The 23,148-nt window shown below is 56.9% G+C and carries 22 protein-coding genes; 9 read left to right on the top strand and 13 right to left on the bottom strand.

The genetic code is table 11. From position 1 onward, the window contains the following. The 6 genes from ACR0B8_RS02375 (at position 1) to ACR0B8_RS02350 (ending at position 4,691) form a co-directional block, all read left to right on the top strand. The gene (locus tag ACR0B8_RS02375; protein WP_170357761.1) at positions 1-1,077 is read left to right on the top strand and encodes an ABC transporter ATP-binding protein; all 1,077 of its coding nucleotides are present in this window, start codon (positions 1-3) and stop codon (positions 1,075-1,077) included. Next, on the top strand, positions 1,074-1,937 hold the full coding sequence (locus tag ACR0B8_RS02370) for a carbohydrate ABC transporter permease (RefSeq protein ID WP_170348228.1): 864 nt from the start codon (positions 1,074-1,076) through the stop codon (positions 1,935-1,937). Before ACR0B8_RS02375 ends, ACR0B8_RS02370 begins: the two co-directional genes overlap by 4 nt. Further along, positions 1,934-2,731: a carbohydrate ABC transporter permease gene (locus ACR0B8_RS02365; RefSeq protein ID WP_155139158.1), complete on the top strand. Its 798-nt coding sequence runs from the start codon at positions 1,934-1,936 to the stop codon at positions 2,729-2,731. The genes ACR0B8_RS02370 and ACR0B8_RS02365 overlap by 4 nt, the downstream gene beginning before the upstream one ends. An 8-nt stretch (positions 2,732-2,739) precedes the next feature. After that, positions 2,740-3,144, top strand: coding sequence for a DUF2160 domain-containing protein (locus ACR0B8_RS02360; RefSeq protein WP_170348227.1), 405 nt, complete (start codon positions 2,740-2,742; stop codon positions 3,142-3,144). Positions 3,145-3,211: 67 nt separating this feature from the next. Next, on the top strand, positions 3,212-3,607 hold the full coding sequence (locus ACR0B8_RS02355) for a BlaI/MecI/CopY family transcriptional regulator (RefSeq protein ID WP_170348226.1): 396 nt from the start codon (positions 3,212-3,214) through the stop codon (positions 3,605-3,607). Beyond that, complete coding sequence (locus ACR0B8_RS02350) at positions 3,594-4,691, top strand: M56 family metallopeptidase (RefSeq protein ID WP_226688631.1); 1,098 nt, start codon at positions 3,594-3,596, stop codon at positions 4,689-4,691. The genes ACR0B8_RS02355 and ACR0B8_RS02350 overlap by 14 nt, the downstream gene beginning before the upstream one ends. A gap of 5 nt (positions 4,692-4,696) precedes the next feature. Here ACR0B8_RS02350 and ACR0B8_RS02345 read toward each other — a convergent pair whose 3' ends face one another. Then, positions 4,697-6,100, bottom strand: a complete 1,404-nt coding sequence (locus tag ACR0B8_RS02345; RefSeq protein WP_226688632.1) for an MATE family efflux transporter — start codon at positions 6,098-6,100, stop codon at positions 4,697-4,699. Between the two features lie 311 nt (positions 6,101-6,411). Here ACR0B8_RS02345 and ACR0B8_RS02340 point away from each other — a divergent pair, with 311 nt between their 5' ends. Beyond that, positions 6,412-6,876: a putative molybdenum carrier protein gene (locus ACR0B8_RS02340; RefSeq protein ID WP_170348224.1), complete on the top strand. Its 465-nt coding sequence runs from the start codon at positions 6,412-6,414 to the stop codon at positions 6,874-6,876. Between the two features lie 29 nt (positions 6,877-6,905). On the opposite strand, the gene ACR0B8_RS02335 is transcribed toward ACR0B8_RS02340, so the two are convergent. Both ACR0B8_RS02335 and ACR0B8_RS02330 read right to left on the bottom strand, forming a co-directional pair. Further along, on the bottom strand, positions 6,906-8,441 hold the full coding sequence (locus tag ACR0B8_RS02335) for a trimethylamine methyltransferase family protein (protein ID WP_170357755.1): 1,536 nt from the start codon (positions 8,439-8,441) through the stop codon (positions 6,906-6,908). Then, on the bottom strand, positions 8,438-9,790 hold the full coding sequence (locus tag ACR0B8_RS02330) for an MmgE/PrpD family protein (RefSeq protein WP_226688635.1): 1,353 nt from the start codon (positions 9,788-9,790) through the stop codon (positions 8,438-8,440). The genes ACR0B8_RS02335 and ACR0B8_RS02330 overlap by 4 nt, the downstream gene beginning before the upstream one ends. 247 nt (positions 9,791-10,037) lie before the next feature. Here ACR0B8_RS02330 and ACR0B8_RS02325 point away from each other — a divergent pair, with 247 nt between their 5' ends. After that, entirely contained in the window at positions 10,038-10,916 is an 879-nt protein-coding gene (locus tag ACR0B8_RS02325) for a LysR substrate-binding domain-containing protein (protein ID WP_226688636.1), read from the top strand. 13 nt (positions 10,917-10,929) lie between these two features. On the opposite strand, the gene ACR0B8_RS02320 is transcribed toward ACR0B8_RS02325, so the two are convergent. From ACR0B8_RS02320 to ACR0B8_RS02295, 6 genes are all read right to left on the bottom strand, one after another. After that, positions 10,930-11,946, bottom strand: coding sequence for a D-cysteine desulfhydrase family protein (locus ACR0B8_RS02320; protein WP_226688637.1), 1,017 nt, complete (start codon positions 11,944-11,946; stop codon positions 10,930-10,932). A 10-nt stretch (positions 11,947-11,956) separates the two neighbouring features. Further along, complete coding sequence (locus ACR0B8_RS02315) at positions 11,957-12,691, bottom strand: TSUP family transporter (RefSeq protein ID WP_170348220.1); 735 nt, start codon at positions 12,689-12,691, stop codon at positions 11,957-11,959. A 111-nt stretch (positions 12,692-12,802) separates the two neighbouring features. After that, the gene (locus ACR0B8_RS02310) at positions 12,803-13,543 is read right to left on the bottom strand and encodes an aspartate/glutamate racemase family protein (RefSeq protein WP_170357749.1); all 741 of its coding nucleotides are present in this window, start codon (positions 13,541-13,543) and stop codon (positions 12,803-12,805) included. 37 nt (positions 13,544-13,580) lie between these two features. After that, entirely contained in the window at positions 13,581-14,819 is a 1,239-nt protein-coding gene (locus tag ACR0B8_RS02305) for an NAD(P)/FAD-dependent oxidoreductase (protein WP_170357747.1), read from the bottom strand. Positions 14,820-14,823: 4 nt separating this feature from the next. Further along, a complete protein-coding gene (locus tag ACR0B8_RS02300) occupies positions 14,824-17,037 on the bottom strand; it encodes a TRAP transporter permease (protein ID WP_170357745.1) in 2,214 nt (737 codons plus the stop codon). An 81-nt stretch (positions 17,038-17,118) separates the two neighbouring features. Then, the gene (locus ACR0B8_RS02295; protein WP_170348216.1) at positions 17,119-18,126 is read right to left on the bottom strand and encodes a TAXI family TRAP transporter solute-binding subunit; all 1,008 of its coding nucleotides are present in this window, start codon (positions 18,124-18,126) and stop codon (positions 17,119-17,121) included. 127 nt (positions 18,127-18,253) lie between these two features. Here ACR0B8_RS02295 and ACR0B8_RS02290 point away from each other — a divergent pair, with 127 nt between their 5' ends. Continuing rightward, positions 18,254-19,222, top strand: coding sequence for a LysR family transcriptional regulator (locus ACR0B8_RS02290; RefSeq protein ID WP_170357743.1), 969 nt, complete (start codon positions 18,254-18,256; stop codon positions 19,220-19,222). A 110-nt stretch (positions 19,223-19,332) separates the two neighbouring features. Here ACR0B8_RS02290 and ACR0B8_RS02285 read toward each other — a convergent pair whose 3' ends face one another. The 4 genes from ACR0B8_RS02285 to ACR0B8_RS02270 are packed head-to-tail and all read right to left on the bottom strand — an operon-like array spanning position 19,333 to position 23,105. Then, on the bottom strand, positions 19,333-20,088 hold the full coding sequence (locus ACR0B8_RS02285) for an ABC transporter ATP-binding protein (protein ID WP_170357741.1): 756 nt from the start codon (positions 20,086-20,088) through the stop codon (positions 19,333-19,335). Between the two features lie 9 nt (positions 20,089-20,097). After that, positions 20,098-20,853 (bottom strand): ABC transporter ATP-binding protein, encoded by a 756-nt coding sequence (locus tag ACR0B8_RS02280; RefSeq protein ID WP_170348213.1) that lies wholly within the window; start codon positions 20,851-20,853, stop codon positions 20,098-20,100. 10 nt (positions 20,854-20,863) lie between these two features. After that, complete coding sequence (locus ACR0B8_RS02275; RefSeq protein WP_170348212.1) at positions 20,864-22,069, bottom strand: branched-chain amino acid ABC transporter permease; 1,206 nt, start codon at positions 22,067-22,069, stop codon at positions 20,864-20,866. 4 nt (positions 22,070-22,073) lie between these two features. Continuing rightward, on the bottom strand, positions 22,074-23,105 hold the full coding sequence (locus ACR0B8_RS02270; RefSeq protein ID WP_170357737.1) for a branched-chain amino acid ABC transporter permease: 1,032 nt from the start codon (positions 23,103-23,105) through the stop codon (positions 22,074-22,076). Positions 23,106-23,148 lie beyond the last annotated feature (43 nt).

Here is a 23,148-nt window from a genome sequence, read left to right as displayed (position 1 = left end):
ATGGCACAGATCAAACTTTCAAACCTACGACACAGCTATATGCCAACGCCAAAAGGCCCGGAAGATTACGCGCTGAAGGAAATCGATGTGACCTGGCGCGATGGTGGGGCCTACGCGCTGCTCGGCCCGTCGGGCTGCGGCAAGTCCACTCTGCTGAACATCATCTCGGGTCTGTTGACTCCGTCCGAGGGGCAGATTCTGTTCGATGACCGCGACGTCACCACCCTGCCCCCCGATCAACGCAACATTGCACAGGTGTTCCAGTTCCCGGTGATCTACGACACGATGACGGTGGGTGAAAATCTTGCCTTCCCGCTGAAAAACCGCGGCGTGGACCCAGCGACAATCAAACATCGCGTGGATGAGATTGCCGAAATGCTGGACGTCACGGATATGCTCAACACCCGCGCATCGGGCCTGAGCCCTGACAACAAACAGAAGATCTCGATGGGGCGCGGTCTTGTGCGCGATGATGTAAACGCGGTGATGTTTGACGAACCGCTGACGGTGATCGACCCGCATCTGAAATGGAAACTTCGGTCAAAGCTGAAAGAACTGCACCAGCGCGTGCAGGCCACGATGATCTATGTGACCCACGACCAGACCGAGGCGCTGACTTTCGCGGACGAAGTCGTCGTAATGCAGGAAGGCGAAGTGGTTCAGATCGGCACTCCAGTCGAACTGTTTGAACGCCCCCAGCACACATTTGTCGGACACTTTATAGGTTCACCCGGTATGAATGTCCTGCCCTGCGAGGCCAAAGGCGACCGCGCCGTGTTCGAAGGCCACGAGGTGATGCTGGAAGGTCCCACCCTTGGTGACGGAGGCCGTACACACTTGGGAATCCGCCCTGAGTATGTGGGTTTTGGGGACACCGGCATCCCGGCGCATGTGACCAAAGTGGCCGATATCGGCCGCCACTTTGTTGTCAGTGCGATGGTCGGGAACACGGCCCTTAAGGCTGTGACCGAACACAGTGTACCCGAGCCCGGATCACAAGTCTTTCTGCAATTCAAACCTGAACAATCCCGCGTCTATCGTGACGGCTGGATCGCAACCGAGGAGCGGGTGCAATGAGAACCGAAAACCAAAAGGCATGGTTCTTTGTCTTGCCCGTTCTGGCGCTGGTCGCGTTCAACGCGCTGGTGCCGATGATGACCGTGGTCAACTACTCGGTGCAGGAAACCTTCGGCAACAATCAGTTCTTCTGGGAAGGTCTTGGTTGGTTTGAACAAATCCTGCGATCTGACCGATTCCAGGCCGCACTGGGGCGGCAGTTTCTGTTCACCTTCCTGATCCTGATCATCGAGGTCCCGCTGGGTATCATCGTGGCCCTGTCGATGCCACGCAAAGGGTTCTGGGTGCCGGTTTGTCTGGTGCTTATGGCGCTACCGATGCTGATCCCGTGGAATGTGGTCGGCTCGATGTGGAATATCTTCACCCTGCCCCAGATCGGCCTGCTGGGTTACTTTCTGAATGACGTTTTGGGCATCAATTATGACATGACCCAACAGCCAATCTCAGCTTGGATCACTGTCGTCGTCATGGATGTCTGGCACTGGACCTCGCTGGTAGTCTTGCTGTGCTATGCGGGGCTCGTGTCGATCCCTGATGCGTACTACCAAGCGGCCAAGATCGACGGTGCCACCCCGTGGTCGGTGTTCCGCTATATCCAGTTGCCCAAGATGAAAACGGTTCTGACCATCGCAGTCTTGTTGCGGTTCATGGATAGTTTCAACATCTACACCGAGCCATTCGTTCTGACCGGCGGCGGCCCCGGCAACTCGACCACCTTGCTTTCGATCGACCTTGTGAAGATCGCGCTGGGGCAATTTGACCTTGGTCCTGCGGCCGCGATGAGCCTGATCTATTTCGCCATCACGCTGCTTGTGTCGTGGCTATTCTACACTCTGATGACAAAGGATGACGCAGAATGAAAAAGCGTTCCATCATCCCGATCCTCTATATCGCATTCCTGATGCTGCCGATCTATTGGCTGGTGGCGATGTCCTTCAAGACCACGAATGAAATCCTGTCGGGCTTTTCCCTGTTTCCCCAGACCTTTACGTTGGAGAATTACATCACCATCTTCACTGATCCAACATGGTATTGGGGCTACATCAACTCGATCACCTATGTGACTCTGAACACGGTGCTTTCTGTCTGCGTGGCTTTGCCTGCCGCCTATGCGTTCTCGCGCTATCGGTTTCTGGGTGACAAACAGCTGTTCTTCTGGCTGCTGACCAACCGTATGGCCCCAGCGGCGGTCTTCGCCCTGCCGTTCTTCCAGCTTTATTCGTCGATCCACCTGTTCGACACGTATCTGGCCGTGGCGTTGGCGCATACGCTGTTCAACGTACCGCTTGCGGTGTGGATTTTGGAAGGCTTCATGCGTGGCATCCCGAAGGAACTGGATGAGACGGCTTATGTCGATGGCTATTCCTTCCCGCGTTTCTTCGTGACCATCTTCCTGCCCAACATCAAGGCGGGCGTGGGCGTCGCGGCATTCTTTTGCTTCATGTTCTCATGGGTTGAGATGCTGCTGGCCAAAACCCTGACCGCGGTCGAGGCCAAACCTATCGCAGCCGTGATGACCCGCACCGCGTCCAGCGCGGGGTATGAGTTGGGCCTGCTGGCCGCCGCCGGAACGCTCACCATTATCCCCGGCGCCATCGTCATCTGGTTTGTCCGCAACTACATCGCGCGTGGTTTCGCGATGGGTCGAGTATGAGGTTCGAAATGCGAAAATTGCTACTCATCCTTCCCTTCCTGCCCTCGACGGCTTTTGCACAGGCTCAGGCCGGATGGGGCAATGTCGGCCAGCAAGAGGAAAAGGGCTTTTCCTGGACCGCACCCCTGTGGCCCGATTTCTGGATGGCCTGGACCCCGGCCACATTGGCCGTATTCGTAGGCATCTTTTCGGCCATTGCCCTGATCGGCGTTCTCGAAGGTTTCAAGTACCGCGACGGCATCGAACGACGGGGTGTTTTAGGCCTGACAACCACGCTGGGCGACCGGCTGTTCATCACCCTGCTGGGATCAGCCTATATCTTTCTGGCCTGGCTTGGTCTGGTGGGTCAGCCGGTCTGGACACCACTTTTTCTGTCCGTCGGCTGGGGCATCTTCGTCTTCTGGAAAGTTTAAGCTTTGCGAAACAGCGAAAGGATGCTTGTCTGTCAGGCATACTAAAAAAATGCGACACGAAAGACCGATGCGAAAGAAAAAAACAACAAACCTGCTGACCGAAGTAGAACTTGAGTTCATGAACGAGCTCTGGGCGCTGGGTCAGGGCTCGGTCCGTGACGTGCTTGATCGCCTGCCAGCCGAACGCAATCTGGCTTATACATCTGGCGCCACCATCCTGCGTATTCTCGATGAAAAAGGATTTGTCGAAAGCCGCAAGGATGGAAAGACGCTGATCTATACTCCGCTGCTGGAGAAGGACAGATATCAGGCGCGGTCGCTGCAAAACCTGTCGCGGACCCTGTTCGACGACACGCCCGCCACACTGGTCGCGCGTTTGGTTGACGACGCAGGGCTCAGCGAAGCCGATCTGGAGGAAATTCGAGCACTGGTAGAGAGGAGACTGCAAAATGACAGCGGTTAAACCGGTTCTCGACGCGTATCTGGAATTGAATCTGGTCCTTGGGTTAGCCGCGCTTGTGTGGCTGGCAGCCCGAGGCATTCTGTCCAGAACATCCTTCAGCCACGGATTTGTGGCGCAACTGCGCGCGCTCAAGGCGCTTTGCCTGTGCGTCGTCCTCAGCCCCGTTCTGGCATTGGGTGTGTCCGTGCTGGCCACTCACACCCCGGCAAAAGGCACTGTAGCCATCGGAGACATCGCCGTGGCGGCTTATCTGCGTGGTGACATTGCCATGCCAGCCACCCAGTTCGAAGCCTTGCTGAACACACGACAGCGTTGGGTCGATGTGTTGTTCAGCGGGGATCACCCCGTTGTTTTGGTGATCCTTGCGCTGCTGGCGCTGGCAGCGTTGATTTATACCCTGCGCGTCATCCGCGACGGGCTGTCGATCCGCGAAACAGTGAACACCAGCTTTCTGTGGCGACGCTCTGCCAAGGTGGACATCCGCCTGTCCGACCGTATCGCCGTTCCCTTTGCTGTGCGCGGCCTGCGTCGACGCCATGTAGTGCTGCCCAGCCATCTGCTGGACTCCCCGCACGAAATGCGCTTTGCCCTTGCGCATGAGCTGCAACACATCCGCGCCGGTGATGTAGAGTGGGAGCTGGGGTTCGAACTGCTGCGCCCCCTTCTGTTCTGGAACCCCGCCTATCTGGTCTTGAAATACCAGTTCGACCGCCTGCGTGAGTTGGCCTGTGATCAATCGGTCGTTGCCCGCAAAGGCATCGACACGCAGGACTACACCAGCTGTCTTTTGGACTATTGCGCCCGAACAGTTGTGCGCGGCAGCCCGCGAGTGCTGAATGTTGCTCTGGTTACGGGAGGCAAAGCTAAGCGGGTTCTGCGGCAACGCGTAATCGCACTGGCCGATGCGCCTTCGGTTAACTCATCTATGCCGTTCATGTTCCTAGGCCTGACCATCTTGTTTGCTCTGGTGCTGGGCCTCGGTGCCGCTTCGATCCAACAGACCGAGGATTGGAGCCACGACCGGCTGATGCTGTCGACTGTCGTCAACCTGGAGCGGCTAGAGGCGCGCAATCAGGGCAACTAATTGATCTACCAACCTCGCCGCCCAAACAGCGCCTGCAATCGGGTCTGCCCGGCAAACGGGTCCATCGGTTGCGGCGTAGCCAGTTTTGATACGACCCGGCGGACCAGAACCCAGCAGACCCCCGCAAAGATCACGCCACCCAAAGCCTGCCCCAGCAGGACCCCCGGTGCCCCTGCGATATAGGCACCGGCCACAGCAAAGGGCCATGTGCCCAAAGTATGCCGCCCCCAATTCACCCAAGTCGAATACACTGGGTGACCCAGATTGTTGAAACTGGCATTTGCAACAAAGATCACACCGTTAAAGAACGACGCCAAGGCCAGCGGCCCGCAAAACAGGTAGATCAGTACGCGCGTTTCCCCCTGCGCCTGAAACAGATCGGCAATCGGCGCGCGCAATAAGAACAAGGTGGCGGCCATCAGGCAGACATAAACAGCGGTGAATTTGACCCCGGCCAAAAAACTCTGCTTTACGCGGTCGAACTGCCCCGCCCCGAAATTCTGCCCGACAATAGGTCCGATGGCCCCGGACAGGGCAAAAATGACCGAAAATGCCACGGGCAATAGCCGCCCGATCACGGCCATGCCAGCCACCGCATCCGTTCCGAACTGTGCAATCTCGCGAATGACGATGGCATTGCCGATGGGGGTGGCGATATTGGTCAGAACGGCAGGTACGGCAATTGCGCTGACCGGACGAATATCCGCCCCAAGCTGCTGCAAAGAGGGCCGACCAAACCCGCGGTGTACCCGCACCGCCGGTCTGACCGTCGCGATCAACATGCAAATACGCGCAATCACCGATGCGATGGCCGCCCCATCCAGCCCCAGCCCGACAGCAAAAATTAGGATCGGGTCCAGCACGGCGTTTGCCACACCGCCATAAATCGTGGCCAACATCGAACGCCGAGCATCTCCGTAAGCGCGCAGAACCGCCATACCGGTCATCGCCACAGCCATCACCCACATGGTTGGCAAAATGATCGAGGTATAGCGGGCAGCCAACCGCAGCACCTCGCCTTCTGCGCCCAGAAGCGACAGAAAGAACGTCAGATTGAACAGGACGATTACAGACACGATCAACCCGACGACGGCACCCAGAACAGCCACACTGGTGCCGAATTGGCGGGCTTGTTCGTGCCGCCCGGCGCCAAGTTCCCTAGCGACCAGGGCCCCTGCCGCAATCGAAAGGCCAACATTGACCGAGTTGGTGAAGAACAAAAGCGTCCCGGCATAGCCAACAGCTGCGGCCAGCGCATCGTTTCCCAACATCGAGATGAAAATCATGTCGACGAAATCAACGGCGAAAATTGCCATAAGACCAATACTGGTGGTCAAGGACATCCGGGTCACGTGCCCCATCAGGCTGCCCGTCAGAAAGACCGCCTTGCTGTCAGATTGTGTCGCCATGCCTTATTAGCCTTTTTGAATGCGGGCACTTCTCTGGTTCTGTTGGGGGAACTGCCCGGTAAGCCCCCAGTTCCTCTTGCACTACCTGAGAGCCGTACAGGAACTACAGGACAAATTCGGACCACTCTGACCGTACGGCAATTGCGTCCAAGGCGACAAACCGACCTTCAGGTGACAGTTTGACGATCCCATGAACCGCTCAAAATCCGTTTCGTGCAAGGGGTGAATACCTCCAGCCCTTTGAATTTCGCCGGTTTGCGGTACACCGGCAACCTGACTAATCTAGACCACAACAAATAGGGGCGTGAGTCATGAAAATTGTCTCAGGTGGACAGACTGGCGTAGATATGGCTGCTTTGGAGTTCGCACGCCAAAACGGTTTTGCATACGGTGGCTGGGTCCCCAAAGGGCGCATGAACGAGGATGGAAGGATTCCGGCCCAATTCGACGGTCTGACCGAAACGCACTCCGAAGACGTTGTGGAACGCACCCGCTGCAATGTCTTATCGAGCGATGCTACCTTGATCTTTGTGGATGGCTCAATCAGCCCCGGAACGCAGCAAACTATTGTTTTCGCTGAAGAAACTGGAAAGTTACATCTGACCGTCGATGTCAGAAAAGGAATAGCGACCAGTGCCGCGCATGTCAGTGAGTGGCTGCAGGCAAACCCGGTGTCGGTTCTGAACATCGCCGGCCCCCGTGCCTCGGAAGCACCACAAATCGGGGCGCAGGTACGGGCGGTGCTGGATCGGACTTTGCGACAACTCTCGCCGTGAAACCCAAGGTTCGATTTCGTCGCCCATTCTCATGGAAAATATCTGCCAATCTCGGGAAACCGCTGCGCGATGTCGGTTGCTGTTTTTACGCCGAACACGGGCGTTGGATCGCCGGCAAGAATCGCGTCGGTCCGGACGCGTGCAGAATCGATCAGACTGGGTGATCCTGCATCGGACCACGCCTGTGGTGTCGTCCGATCCGCAAGTGCGGGATAGTAATAGTCGCTTTGCATGCGGCCCAGGGTTTGACTCGCGCCCAGAAAATGCCCCGGACCGTTCAGGCACATGTCGCGGATCACATCGAAGGCGAGCGCATCCTCGGTGATCTCAAACCCGCGTGTCGCACGCATCACCGATCCAATCAGGTCGTTATCCAGGACAAAACTTTCCTTGCTCGCCGCCAGAAGCGAGCCGTACATGCCAGCGGCTTCGTAAATCAGATTGGCCCCCGCCAACGCGCTGAGCAATTCGGTGATGCCCTTTTCATACCCTGCCTGAAAGTCTGGCAGCTTGCTGTCCGTCATCCCCGCGCTCACCGCACAGGGAATGCCATAATATTGCGCCATCTGCGCACAGGCCGCCATCAGCACGCCCTGCTCGGCACTGCCACCGGACATCGCGCCGGTGCGTAGGTCGCTGACAAAGGGCAAGGCACCAAATAACGCCGGGTGCCCGGGATTCAGCAGGTTCAGATAGACCAACCCGGCCAGAACCTCGGCCGTTTGCTGAGCGACAGCGCCCGCCAAAGGCGCGGGGCTTGTCGCACCCGCCTGCCCTGCCGACACCAGTTTTAACGGTGTCCCGGTCTCGGCTGCGCATTCGATTATTCCCAGTGCTTCGGCAGCAAAAGTCAGGGGTGGCACGACAAAACACGTGGAAACACAGCAGAACGGCCTTGCCCGCCAAGCCGCTTCGCCGCCCGCAATCATATGGAACATCTCAATCGCCGCACGCATTGTTTCGGCAGAACTGAAGGACGTTCCGATTGGCTTGGCGGTACCCGCTGCGCAGGCGAAGGCCGTGCTCATCTCCATTGCATGCGTGTCAGGAATATCCCGGGCGACCACGGTGCGCTGAAACATGTGAATGTTGGGCAGCGCTTCGGCCAACCGCGCCATTTCGTGCAGGTCCTTCAGCGTGCTGTCGCGCACCTCACCTGTCGCGCTGTCGACGATATGGACCGCCGCGCCCGAGGTACCAAGGTGGATGCGCGTACCGCTTGGATCAAGGTCGTATTCCGGCCGTTGACCGTACAACGTGAAACCCCGGCCAACCGTTGTTAACACTTGCTCCACCAACTTGGACGGAAACAAAAGCCGACCAGCATCCGAAACCAATCCCCCGGCAGCAACGACGGTGTCGACACAGCGGGGCGTCGCGTTGGCCATGCCAATCTCGGCCAGAATGCGAAGTGTGGTTTTGTGGATGGCCGCAATCCCCTCAGTTGAGATTGGGCGATATCGCCCACCTTCGATGCCCGGCCAGATCGCGGTGGTTGGGCCAGTTCCCGCCCCACCTTTTCGCTGAGCCTTGCGGGCGGCCCGTCCTGATCTTACGCGGCTCATGCGTATTCTCCCTGACGGCAGAACAACGAAGACACGGCAGGTAGCTCGGGCCAGATGCGCAACTTTTCGACCCAGCTTTCGGGCACCGGCCCGGTATTGGCCGCAAACTTCTCCCAAAGCTGTGATTGTGACATCGGCGACTGCGGCGCACCTGTGGGAAAGCTGCAGCTTTCCTCGATGATCTGCCCATCTTGGAACGTCACAACAAGCCGGTCTGGGTCCTTGGCCGAATAGTTTTGACCGGACTGATTGGGCGCAAAAGCATGCACGCGAGACTTGCCAATCAGGCGTTCAATCATCGGCTTCTTCCACGCCTGCTGCGTGAGATCGGCATGCGTCAAATTACCATTTACCAACCCCATGGCCGCTACAAATGGCAGGCTGAACAGAGCCTCTGGGATGGACCTGGGTTGCACGAATGGCAGCACGGCGGCGTGAAAATCGGGCACATAAAGGTCAATCGCGGTGATCTTCGTCGGATCAATCCGTCCATAAAGGCGACGTGCGCAGGTCATGATCCGATGGGTATACCCGCAGCTTGGCCAGGGTTTCAGAACCAGCCCGTATTCGGCCAGAGCGTATCCCGTTCCCAGTTTGCCCAGCGCCGCCTGCAACCGATCAGGCACAAGCCCGCCCATCAAAACCGCCTGCCCCCGCTCATGATCCAGCACATGTGCTTGACCGGTGACACCGGCGCGAGCCAAACAGGCGGCCTCGACCCCTGCTCGCGCAGCGAACCCCGCCTGAACCGGCTTGGCATTAGAGCCGAACTGACAAGTATATCCACCAATCGCACTGATTGAGAGAGACATCGCATGGGTCGTTTCCGATGCGTCCAGCCCCATCAATCGCGCGCAAGCTGCAGCAGCGGCCGGAGCCCCAAAAGTCGCGGTAGAATGCCAGCCAGCGTCGTAATGTTCGAAATTCAACGCCTCACCCAGACGTGCGATGACTTCGAACCCCGCCAGATAGGCTTGCGCCAGATCACGACCCGTTGCCCTGGTCCCCATGACGGCAAGCATCGCGGGAAATAAAACTACGGTCGGGTGCGTGTTGCCGGGCAATTCCCAATCGTCAAAGTCCAGCGCATGTCCCGCAACCGCATTCAGAAACGCGGCATGCGGGCGCGAGGTTGTCATTTTGGCACCCAGCACCTCAGCCCCGCCTTCCACTGACATAGCCTGCACCGCTGCGCGTGTTTTGAAGGCCACTTCGGTTCTTACACCTGCCAGAATGCAGCCCAGCGTATCGATCACCCCATCGCGCAGAACGGCCAGTGTATCCGGGTCGGGCATAAGCGGATCGTCGACCACAAAGCGGGCCAACCGACAAAGGGCGGATCGGGTCATGGCACACCTTTGTTTAACAGGATGATACCCGTGGTTTTCATTCAGAAAAACCTTCATCCGGCGTCTGGCACGGCGGATCCAATGCTTCGGCCCGCATCCGTGATTGCGGATCACAATGAACTGCCATCTGCACTTTCATGACGCACCTCATTCTTGGAATGCTGTTATTCTTCAAGAATGCTAATTCTGCTTGTTTTTTCCGGGAAGATCGAAAAACCTTATACTCGACATTCCATTGAGGAATGATATGGCCGCGCCAAATTGGAAACTACTTACTGCTTTTGAGGCAGCTGCACGACACCGCAGCTTTACGCGTGCCGCGCAAGAACTGAATGTTCAGCAACCGGCGATCAGCCGCCGCGTTGCCGCGCTTGAAACGGAACTTGGCGTCAGACTGTTAAATCGGACCCGCCCCAACGTGTCATTAACACGCGAAGGCGAAGTTCTGTTCCGCGCCGTTGCCAGCAGCATTCTACAGGTTAGCAGCGCGGCAGAACAGATTTGCCGCCGTCCGGACAAAGATGTTGTCACCGTCAACACCACCATCGGCTTCGCCAGCTGTTACTTGATGAAGCGCCTGCCCGCCTTTCGTACCGCGCATCCCGAAATCTCGGTCGAGTTGATTTCCCGGGACCAAAACAACGCATATGGGCCTGATGCCGACATCATCATTGCGTTTGACCACCCGGACAGGTTGCCGGGGGTCAGGCACCGCCTGATTTTTCAGGAAACCATGGTTGCAGTGGCGCATCCCGAAGTCGCGAACACCATCCTTGACACCCCGGCGGCCCTGGCGCAAAGCCCGCTTCTCCATCTTACAATGGGCAATCACACCGACGACTGGAATACGTTCTTCGCAGATACTGGCCTTACACCGCCCCCGCCAGTGTCCGAGCGGAAATTTACCAGTTTCATGGTCTACCTGCAGGCTGCTTTGAACGGGGATGGTGTGATCCTGGGATGGCAAACACTGTTGCAGGACCATTTTGACCTTGGACAATTGACGCCGGTGACGTCACGGCGCCTAAATACTGAACGGGGGTACTTCGTGTGCCTGACAGAGCGCGCGCAACGCAATGCGGCTGCTTTGAAAATTATGGATTGGCTTGCAGACGCCACCCCATAAGCAGCAAGCCGTCTTACTGCAGGCTGCCCAACAACTCGCTTTGGTAACCAAACAGCGCAGGCAATCCTCCGGTATGCAGCATGACAACCTTCTGTCCTTGTTGGATTTTCCCTGTTTCAACCAAATGCAACAACCCCGCAAAGGTCTTTGCGGTATAAACGGGATCAAGGAATATTCCTTCTGTCCGGGCCATCTTTTGCAATGCGGCTTGTGTCATGGCGCTCAACTTGCCGTAGCCCGGGGGCAAGGCCTCGTCCATAACCTCAATTCTGTCTTTCAGAGGGTCCGCTTCGATGCCCAGCAAATCTGCTAGCTTTTGCAGGACAGTTTCCATGCGCGCATGCTGTTGGGTTTTGTCGCGACGCACGCAGACACCGAAGACCGGCGCGGACGCCTCTGACAGCGCGACGCCGGTTAGCAAGCCACCATGTGTCGCCCCACTGCCCGACGGCACGACAACCGCATCAAAATCACGCATCTGCTGGCACAGTTCCTGACCCGCTGCGACATACCCCAAAGCACCCAACGGAGGGTGATGTAGCCCCAGATGAATGACGTAAGGCTTGCGCCCCTGTGCCTTTAACTCATCCGCGCGCGCATGCAGGGCTGCATCTGCGCCGGCTTCGTCCTCACCCAGAGGATAGCTCATGTGTTCCGCGCCGAGTATTTTGGCCAACAGAACATTCCCCGAGGTGTAATAGTCGGGGGCCATGTCTGGCACACGCTCTTCCAATTGCAGGACCGACTGCATGCCCAACCGTGCAGCTGCTGCGGCGGCGGAACGCACATAGTTGGATTGGACGGCACCTGTGATCAGAACAGTATCAGCGCCTTGCTGTATGGCGTCACCGAAATAGAATTCGAGCTGCCGTGTCTTGTTTCCCCCAAAACCAAGCCCCGTCAGGTCATCGCGTTTCAGCCACAGATCAATGCCCAGTTCGTTGGACATTTTGTTCAGGCGCTCCAGCGGCGTTGGGCCGGACATAAGCTTAGCGCGTGGGAATTGGGCCAGTATATCAGTGCGTGTCATCATTTGCCCCTCAGAGATAAGCCATCGCATAGGCACGTTGAAAGAGAACACAGCAGGCAATCAGCGAAACCAGCCGAATTGCAGCAGTGATAAGTGGTTGCGGCAAGTACGGGCCGATGGCGCGGCCGATCAGGCTACCGACCAAAGTAACCGAAGCGAACGCCCATAACTGCGGCCCGAACGGGTTTGTCTGCACCGAAGACAAACTATGCAGCAAAAACGCGGTGCCATAGGCGACCAGAGCAATGGGTTGGACCAGCTTCGCGACTTCCTTGGCCTGATGACCTTTCGCAATCAGACCGAACACCATCAGGGGCCCGGGCGTCGCTGCCCAAACGGTTGCAAGCCCGGATAACCCTGACACGGCTGAGAAACCCGCCGTACCAATGGCGCGGTGAAACGGGATAAGGGTTGTAATCAACCCGATCAGTAGCAAGCAGGCCGTCAGGGTCAGAACGAACACGTCGCTTAGAAACGGGTAGATTGCCAGGCCAGCGATCACACCGACAAGGCAACCGGCAATGCCGATGAGGGTTGTCTTTCGTTCGATCGCAAGGATGCGCCGGTCAGTGGCGACCACGGACACTATGGTGTTCAACAGCAATAAAACGGGCACGGCTGTCGATGTACCCAACATGATCATCATTGGCGGACCTGCAATGATGCTGAACCCAATCCCTACCCCGACCTGAAGTACTGCGCCTAAGCAGATGGCGACCATCAGGATGGATAGTTCGACAGACACTTCCACACCCCCTTGGTCATTGTCACCCCTTGCAAGGATTGGCATATCCGCAATTGCAGACCGGGGTCCATGCCTTTCCGATATGGCACGAAGCGCCTGGCCTGCAGATTTTTACGTCCAGGGCATGATCCCAGAATACGCGCTGCGCGTGGCAACGGAATGCGCCATCTGAGCCAATGTCGTCAGATCAAATACTGGCAGCTGAAGTTCTTGCTGAATCCGCGCGGCGTAGGGCGGCAGATCGGTGCATTCCAGAACGATGGACCGGATGTCAGGCGACTGCCGCTTCAGGTTGCGCACTGCATCCATCAATTCGGCCTCGATCAGATCGGTGTCCATACGGGTTCTTATGTTGCGTAGGATCACTTCGGCGAATTCAATGGTGTGCTCCAACCCTTGTACGACCACGGGAATACCAGCCGCTCCGACGCCTTCGAAATGCCGGTCCGTCAGTGCCGATGCATCTGCGGTCACCACGCCCACCGGCGCCTTGGCTCCGGTCATGTGAAAGGCCAGAGGCACCTGGATCAGGCTGGACGCAAATACAGGAACAGACACTGCTGCTGCCAGTTCCTTCTGAAACAGGGCGAGAAAACCACAGCTGCCGGTAATGGCTCGTACGCCTTCAGCTTCTAGCCTCTGCGCACCTTTGATGAATGGGTCAAGTAGCTCGGGTGTGGGGTTGTTCAGCAGGGTCGGGACAGTAACGCCGTCGATCATTTCATAAAGGACCGGAAACGGCAGGCTGGACGGATTCTTGATATGCCCCGGAGGTTTGGGGAAATAGCTCTCAAGACAAAGAACGCCTATTGAGGCCCCACAGATATTCTGACCGCCTTCATAAATCGGCATGGTATTCAAATCCTTTCAAGGTGAGTGTGCCGCAGGTTCAAAACCGGGTCGGTGAAAATGGCGCCAGATCGACGTTGGGCTTGCGTCCCGACACAAGATCGGCAACCAGTTCGCCGGTTTTAGGGGCCATCATCAGGCCATAATGGGAATGCCCGAACGCCGTATAAAGCCCGGCCTGCCCGTCAAGTTGCCCAATCGCAGGAAGGCTGTCTGGGAATGAAGGCCGCCGACCCATCCAGAACTGTGCCCGGCTGGTATCAAGATCCGGCACCATCGCCTTGGCTTGCTCTGTCAGAATTTTTTCTTTGCGCGGATCGGCCGGTGCGTCGACCTTTGCAAACTCGGCCGTTCCGGCAACCCTAAGCCCATCGACCATCGAGCTGGCAACGACCTTTGCATCCACATCCATGACCGAATTGTTCAGGCTGGCAGCAGGGTTCTGAAACTGAACATGGTATCCCCGCTCGGCGACAAGCGGAACGGTTAGACCCAGCGGTTTCAAAAATTCAGCAGACCATACGCCAGCCGCCAGAATGATGTTGCGCGCGTGCAGCGTTTCTTGCGGTGTGGATAGATGCCATCCGCCACCTTGGGCAAAGGTCAGACCAGTGACCTCGGTCTTTACGATCTCTGCCCCCTGCGTGCGGGCTTTTTCCGCCAGAACCGCGCCAACGCGACCCGGCGAGGTTAAACGGGCCTGACCTTTGATCAGCACCGCCGCTCTGAATTCGGACGTCAGCGCAGGTTCAAGACGCCGCAGTTCGTGCCCGTCAACACGCTCAAGATCACCACCTTTTTCCTGACGGATAAGATAGTCGAGACCTTCCAAATCAGCCTGTTCGGGACGACGGAATGCATGAACATAGTAGCTGTCGGTAATCAGATCTTCGCAGCCAGTGCCTTGCAAATGCCGACGGTACAGGTCAATTGACGGGCGACACAAAAGATCCATCGCATCCGACACTTCGCGAACGGTCTTTTCGCCGGAATTGCCCAGAAAACGTAAACCCCAGGGGATCATCTTTGGCCAGAAATTGGGCCGCACCGAAAGCGCGCTTTTCGGATCCAAAAGCATTTGGGGAAGCTTCTTCCAGATCCCCGGCATCGCCTGCGGGATAATCGACCAGGGCGATACCACACCCGCATTCCCGAACGAGGTTTCCTGACCCGGCTCGCCCCTATCGACAAGCCGGACCGGAATGCCACGCTCTTGCAGCGACAAGGCGCAGCAGATGCCGACGATGCCGGCACCGATGATGGTGACTTGTTCTGTCATTTCATCAGGCCGCCGAATGACTGCGATTGCGGGCGATCAACTGCGTGATGATGACTGGCGAAGCCACGGCCAGCGCGACCAGATCGGCAGTCAGGGTCGGCGCCACGAAAATGACCCCGGCGACCGCCATCAGGATACGCGACACCATGTTCAACGGGCTCAACCAGTATCCCACGACAGCTGCGGACAGGGCGATAACCCCGGCGATACAGCTTGATGCCGTATAGGTGAATTCCCACAGGTCAAACCCGGTCGAAGACACAAACAGAAGAACCGGCGCATAGACAAAAGCCATCGGTGCAATCACCTTACCCAACCCGAGCGTAAAGGCAGATAGCCCGGTACGGAACGGGTTCGAGTTCGCAATGGCCGCCGCCGCATAGGCCGAGGTACAGACTGGCGGCGTGATTTCCGAGACCACCCCATAGTACAGCACAAACAGGTGGCTGGCGATCGGCGGGACGCCAAGCTGCGCCAGCGCAGGCTGCGCGACGGACACCAGCATGATGTACAGCGCCGTGGTGGGGATACCCGCGCCCATCAGGATGCAGACGATGGCGATGAAGACCAGCGAGATGAACAGTTGCAGGTCTTCCATCGCAAACAGTTGGAAGCTGCCGAACGAGATCATGTTGTACAGATCCGATGCCAGATTGCCTGCGCCCTGCGTCACCATAAACCCGATGCGGAAGCCGATGCCGGTGGTGTTGATCACTCCGACTACGATGCCCACGGCTGCGGCAGCGGCACCCACGGCCAGCGAATATTTCACGCCCAACTCGACCGCCTGCAGCATCTCCGGCACTTCGATCCGTTTTTGCGGGTTGAGTGTTGCTACAACTGAAAGGCCGCACAGAATGGCCGTCATGGTCAGATCAAATCCGCCATCCGAGAATTTCCAAAGGACAAAGGCCAGGAATGCGGCTGCGTAGATCAACGTCGGAGGTTGCTTGATCCGCGACATGCCCGCAATCACTGCCAGCGAAATACCGCAGAAGGCCGACATGAACGGCGTGTAACCGGTGAACAGGACCACCAGCAGACCGATCAGAGGCACAATGTTCGCCCACCCTTCGGCCCACACAGCCTTGAGCTGCGGCAGTTGCTCTTTGGCCAGACCCTGCAGGTTCAGTTTACGCGCCATCAGATGCACAACGGCGAAGACGCCGACATAATGCAGGATCGCCGGGAAGATCGCCGCAATCACGATGGTGGTGTACGGGACCTCAAGGAACTCGGCCATGATAAACGCCGCAGCGCCCATGATCGGCGGTGTAATTTGACCACCAGCCGAAGACGCGGCCTCGACCCCGCCTGCAAAATGGCCGGGGTATCCTAGGCGCTTCATGTTTGGGATAGTCAGCGCGCCGGTTGATACGGTGTTGGCCACCGAAGAACCCGAAATCGTGCCGAAGAAGGCCGAGGATACCACCGACACTTTTGCCGGACCGCCAGTATAGCGGCCCGCCAAAATCGTGGCGTTATCGATGAAAAGCTGTCCCAGCCCTGTGCGCTGTGCGATCACGCCGAACAGGACAAAGTGGAACACGATGGTTGAGACAACCCACAGAGTGACGCCGTAAATACCCTCTTGCGGGAAATACATCGACGACACGAAAGTTTTGAAGTTCACACCGGGATGTTGCAGCAGACCGGGGAAATACGGCCCCAGCAGCGCGTATGAAATGAATACACAGATGATCAGCGGCAAAACCCAACCCAGCGTGCGGCGCGCGATGTCCAGCACCAGCAGAATGATGACGACGCCCAGGAACACGTCATAGCCGTTTGGGTTGCCCATTCGGAACGTCTGCTCCTCGATCCCCAAAAAGGGAATGCCACGCCAGGCGAAGCCAACGTACAGCGCGGCAATGATACCCAGCGCCATGAAGACCAGATCGTAAAGGGGGATGTTGCCGACGCGGAACCGGCTGACTTTGAGCGCATACAGGCTTTGCGACCCGATAATCGGAATGGTCGCGTAAACCAGAATGAACAGCAGGGCCAGATAGATGCCCATATGCCAGTGGTCGGCAGGCAGGCCGAACCCGGCAGTAAAGAATTCATAGAAAGCAAAGATCAGGGCAACGACGCGCAGGACCTTACCGGTGGTTGGTGTGACCTGACGAACAGCGGCGCCTTCGTCGAACTGTTCTTCGATGGCCGCAAGTTCTTCGGCCGTCAGTTCGTGGTCATCAAGTTTCTGGGTCTCGGTCATGATGGCCCCCTGATTTCGCATAATTCAAGTGTGCGGTGCCCCGAAATGGGGCACCGGACGATAGGTTACGGTGGGATTTGATTACTGAAGAAGCCCAGCTTCTTTATAGAACTTCTCGGCACCCGGATGCAGCGGAACGCCCAGCGCTTCGACGCCGTCCAGCGCGGTATCCGGCGTGATCTGCTTGCCTTTGGCATGGCCATTGTCCAGCAGCTTGCGTGTGTTGTCGTTCCACATCGCCTTGGTCAGTTGATAGACCAGATCATCCGACAGGTCCGAGGACACAACCAACATCGCGCTGACCGCCGGGGTCTTGGTTTCGCCATCGATACCTTCATAAACACCACCCGGAATGGCCGAGGGGATATAGGCCGGAATGATCTCGTTGATCTTGGCCAGATCTTCGTCACTGAAGGAATGCAGGTTCATACCCTTGGTCGAGGACAGCTGTACCATCGCGGCAACCGGCCAGCCTGCGGCATAGAAGTAGGCGTCCAGCTGACCATCGGCCAAACGCTCGGCGCTTTGGCTGTTGTTCAGCTCGGCTTCGTCCATGTTGTCGCGGTTAACACCCCAGGCGTCCAGCATCTGCAGCACGGCAACCTGCGTGCCGGAGCCAGCCTGCGCGATACCGACACGCTTGCCTTCCAGATCACCCAGATCGTTGATCGTCGATCCGGCGGGCAGCACCAGGTGCAGGTCTTCGGGGAACAGATTGGCGACAATGCGCAGCTTGGGGTGCGGTTTGCCTTCGAACTTGCCCTCACCCAGATACATCGAGCGGGTGACATCCGCCGCCGCAAGGCCAGCTTCCAACTCACCGTTCTGAACAGCCGCGTTGTTGAACACCGACGCGGTGGTCGATTGTGCAATCGCGATCAGACCAGGAACACCGCACTGGCCGCCTTCTTCACAGGGGCGCGAACCCGGAGGGGCCGAGATACCGTTTGCGATGGTGCCGCCGATGGGGAAGTAGGTTCCGCCAGCACCGCCGGTGCCGATGCGGAAAAAGGTCGGGTCCTGCGCCAACGCCGGTGCGGCCAGCGCGCCAGCCAAAGCCAGTCCAGTCAAGCATTTCACTAGTTTCATTGTCATCTCCCAAGTTGGAACGTCGGATTCGGTTCGCCCGACTTCGATCCTGCAAGCGTAAAGGCAATTCTCATAAATACAAATTTGTTATATTTCACAAAATTAAATTTTAACTTATACATTGAGCATGAACCTCACCCAACTCACCGTTTTTCGCGAGGTGATGGAGTCCGGCTCCATCTCTCAGACTGCCAAGAAATTGCATCGGACGCAGCCTGCGATCAGCCTTGCCCTCAAGAACCTCGAAAAATCTTTGGGCCTGACATTGTTTGAACGCAAAGGACGTCGGCTGGTTCCGGTCCCCGAGGCGCATTACCTTCTGGCCGAAACCGCAGGCATTCTGGATCGCCTGTCAACGATCTCAAACACCATGGAGGGTTTGATCAAAGGGCATTCCGGCAGCCTGAATATCGCAACGATGCCGGGCCCTTCGGCCTTTTTGTTCCCGCGGTTCATCAGTCAGTCGGTGGGTGAAAACCCGGACATTCAAATTACGTTGTCCTCGCGGAGTTCTCCGCAAATCATGGAGCTTGCGGGAACGCAGAATATCGATTTCGGCTTTGCTGATTTCGAGCATTCAGCCGGACGAAAAGCACAATATTCGGTCGAACTGATTCAGGCAGACTGTTTCTGCGCGATAGATTGCGATCATCCGCTTGCGTCTCAGGACAGCATTACGATTTCCGATTTGGACGGAACGCCGATGGGCGGGCTATACGCAACCCATCCGTTTCAGCGCAAAGTCCGGCGGGAGTTTCAGGACATGTCAGCAAACTATAATCCGACCGTGACCTGTCAGTATTTCCTACCGCTTATTCCGTTTGTAAGTTCGGGCCAGTGCTGCACGATAGTTGATCCGCTGACCGTCGCAACAGAACGTGAGATGAACCTGTCCAACGACAAGGTTGTGTTCGTGCCTTTGGGCAATCCGCTCAGGTATGAATACGCGATCCTTGAACCCGCTCACCGCCCGCCGTCTCAGTTGGCCTTAAAGATCAAGGCTGGTTGGAAAGCCGAAGTTCTAAAAATGCTCGAGGAAGTGAAGGCCAACCCCCACACAGAATGGGTTGGTGACGTGCGTGGCCAGCAGGTTTGACTGTCTTTGAAAAATCGGCAATGGTCTATCCGAAACCGCCCACATCAGCGGATTTCAAGCACCTGAAAAGCCTAATATTTTTAGGCTTTTCATGCGGTTAAACAGTAAACTTAAATCGCCAGATACTCTTCCCGAAGATTGGTGTCTTCCAGCACCTCGTTCGCGGCCCCGTCAAACACAATGCTCCCGGTATCCAGAATAATCGCCCGGTCCGCCAGTTCCAAAGCACGAACGGCGTTCTGTTCAACGATGATCGTAGTCATGCCTTGTTGCTTGACATGAATAAGCGTTTTTTCGATCTCGTCGACGATGACAGGTGCCAAGCCTTCGTATGGCTCATCCAAAAGCAGAACCTTGATGTCTCTGGCCAGCGCCCTGGCAATTGACAGCATCTGCTGTTCGCCGCCGGACAACGTAATTCCCTCTTGTTTGCGGCGCTCGCCCAAGCGCGGGAACAACTCGTATAACCTTTCCAGCGACCATCCAATCGGCGGCGCGATTTGCGCAAGCTGCAGGTTTTCTTCGACAGTTAGGCCCGGAATAATTCGCCTATCTTCCGGGACAAGACCAAGACCCGCAGCAGCCGCTTCGTAGCTTGTCATATTGTGCAGCGGTTGGTGATCCAGCCAGATTTCGCCATGCCTTACTTCCGGCTCTCCAACCCTTGCGATGGAACGGAGTGTCGAGGTCTTGCCAGCGCCGTTTCGCCCAAGAAGAGCTAGAATCTCACCTTCGTGTACATTGAAGCTGACGCCCTGAACTATGTAACTTTCTCCGTAGTATGAATGCATATCCCACACCGAAAGAAACGCAGGTGCGGTACTGGCCCTGTTCGCGTTTTTCGAAAAGTCAGGTTTCTCGTTCATAGCTTTTCCTTACGCTGCTTCGCCCAAATAGGCCTCTCGGACCTTTGGGTTGCCACGAATGTTTTCAGGCGTGTCTTCAACCAGGGGTGTGCCTTGCGCCAAAACCGTGATGCGTTCGGCCAGGCTGAAGACCACGTGCATGTCATGTTCAATGATCGCGATGGTGATGTCGCGCTCGTCCTTGATTTGCTTCAGCAGATCAATGGTATTGTTGGTATCAGCCCGTGCCATGCCCGCCGTGGGTTCGTCCAACAGCAGCAAGCGCGGGTTCTGACTGAGGCACATGCCGATCTCTAGCCGCCGCTTGTCACCACGAGACAGCGAAGCGGCGTGCATTTCGCGTTTGTCAGCCATGTTCATCTCTTCCAGCATCGCCTCGGCCTGTTCCACAACCGCCTTTTCATTGGCGATGGTCTCATAGGCGTGCATCCGAAAAGCCCCATCTCGCATTGCGAAGATCGGGATCAACATGTTTTCCATCACCGTCAGCTCGCCAAATATCTCGGGCGTCTGAAACACGCGGCTGATGCCCATCTGGTTAATCTGGAACGGCTCCAACCCAAGTACCGAATTGTTGTTGAACAAAACGGACCCGGTGTCCGGCATCAGCTTGCCCACCAAACAATTCAACAGCGTCGACTTACCTGCACCGTTGGGACCGATGATGGCGTGGACCGAGTTCTCTTCGACATTGAGGTTTACATCCGTCAGCGCCTTGAGACCACCGAAGCGCTTGCTGACATCTTTGACTCTTAGAATTGCCATGGTTCGCCCCCTACTCGGCCGGTTCTGTTTTGCCCGACGTTGCATCGTCGGTATTAGATTTCTTGCGCTTAAAGCGGTTGAGCAATCGTTGGCCACCTTCGACAAGACCGCCTGGCAGATAGATGACGACCAGCATAAACAGGATGCCCAGCGTCAAATGCCAACCTTTACCGATGAACGGATGGATCACGAAGACAACCGCATCCTCCAGCCCGTCAGGCAGGAATGCGAACCAGCTGTGCAGGACGTTATCGTTAATTTTCGAGAAGATGTTCTCAAAATACTTGATAAATCCAGCACCCAGAACCGGACCGATCAGTGTTCCGGTGCCGCCAAGGATAGTCATCAGGACCACCTCTCCCGAGGCTGTCCATTGCATCCGTTCAGCACCAGCCAGCGGGTCCATCGCGGCCATCAGACCACCGGCCAGACCGGCATACATGCCCGAGATTACAAAGGCCGCCAGCGTGTAAGGCTTCGAGTTCAAACCCGTGTAATTCATCCGCTGTTGGTTCGATTTCACCGCCCGCAACATCATGCCAAAGGGCGACCGGAAGATGCGGATAGACAGGTAGAACACCACCATCAGGACAACCGCGCACAGGTAATAGCCCGCGTTGAAATCAAAGCTCCACGCGCCCACGTCCATTGTGTAGGTCGCACGCATCGGCAAGCCGAACAGGTGCGGCAGGTCCGGCGCGTTGGCGCCCTGCAGGATCTGCGGATCATCTGCATAGACTTGCAGGCCGGTTTCCCCGTTCGTCAGGTTAAACTTGGGGTTCGATAGCACCGAGTAAGCCAGCGCAAAACTCATCTGCGCGAAGGCCAGTGTCAGGATTGAAAAGTAAATTCCTGACCGGCGCAGGCTGACAAAGCCGATCAGCAGCGAAAACAATCCGGCGACGACCACACTTAGCGCAATGGCCGGAAGGATGTTGTAGCTGAGTAGCTTGAACATCCAAACGGCGGAATAAGACCCCACCCCCAGAAAGGCCGCGTGACCGAAAGACAGGTATCCCGTCAAGCCGAACAGGATGTTGAAGCCGATGGCGAAGATGCCGAAGATCACGAAACGCTGCATCAGATCCGGATACCCAGCATTGAATTGCGCCATAGCGCTGCCTTCAGGGAATGGGTTCAGGATGAAGGGGGCCAGCAATGTCAGGATCGCAACGATGATCAGCAGGCCGGTGTCTTTTTTGTTTAGTCCCAACATGGGCTTATTCCTCCATCACGCCCTTGCGGCCCATTAGACCGCGTGGACGCGTTAGCAGCACGATGATGGCGACAAGGTAGATGATGATCTGATTGATGCCCGGGATCGTAGTGGTTGCCCAGGTTGTCGAGGCAAAGCTCTCCAAAATACCCAGCAAGAACCCGGCCAGCACCGCGCCTGGCAATGAACCCATGCCGCCCACAACGACCACAACAAAGCTGAGAACCAGAAAGTCCATGCCCATATGGTAATTTGGCGGATTAAGCGGGCCGTACATCACCCCGGCAAGGCCGGCCACGGCAGCGGCGATGCCGAACATGATGGTGAACCGGCGGTCGATGTTGATACCCAGCAGACCGACAGTTTCGCGATCCGCCATCCCGGCACGCACGACCATACCAAACGTAGTGAATTGCAGGAATGAGAACACCGCACCGATGATGCCCACCGCAAATCCGAAATAGACCAAACGCCAGATCGGATAGATGATCGCGTTGGGGTCGAACCCAACCATGATGCCCAAATCGACCGACCCGCTCAGCGCATCTGGCGGCGGGGTCTGGATCGGATTAGCGCCGAAGAAATACTTGACGATTTCCTGCAGCACGATAGCCAGTCCAAAGGTCACAAGGATCTGATCCGCATGAGGGCGCTTGTAGAAATGCTTGATCAGCCCACGCTCCATCACATAGCCAACCAGCAACATGATGGGGATCGCAAAAAGGATCGCCAGCGGAACGGACCAGTCAATGATGGTGGCTCCGACCTCGGGGCCGAACCAGGCCTCGACATAAGGCGTTTCAACTTTCAGCGGGTTGCCCAGAAAGTCCTTCTGGGTTTCGTCAACCGTTTCGAAACTCAGGTTAAGAAGCTTCTGTAAGGTCACCGCACAGAACGCTCCGATCATGAACAGCGCCCCGTGGGCAAAGTTCACAACACCCAGCGTTCCGAAAATCAGCGTCAGGCCCAGCGCGATCAGCGCATAGGCCGAGCCCTTGTCCAGCCCGTTGAGAATTTGCAGTAGGATGGCGTCCATCGGCCCCACCTCAAGATTGGTCAGTGTAATTGAGTGGTCGTGA

It is taken from the genome of Ruegeria sp. BH6, from assembly GCF_056538105.1.
The sequence above is the reverse complement of the archived record's forward strand: the minus strand, read 5'-3'. Positions and strand labels throughout refer to the sequence as shown.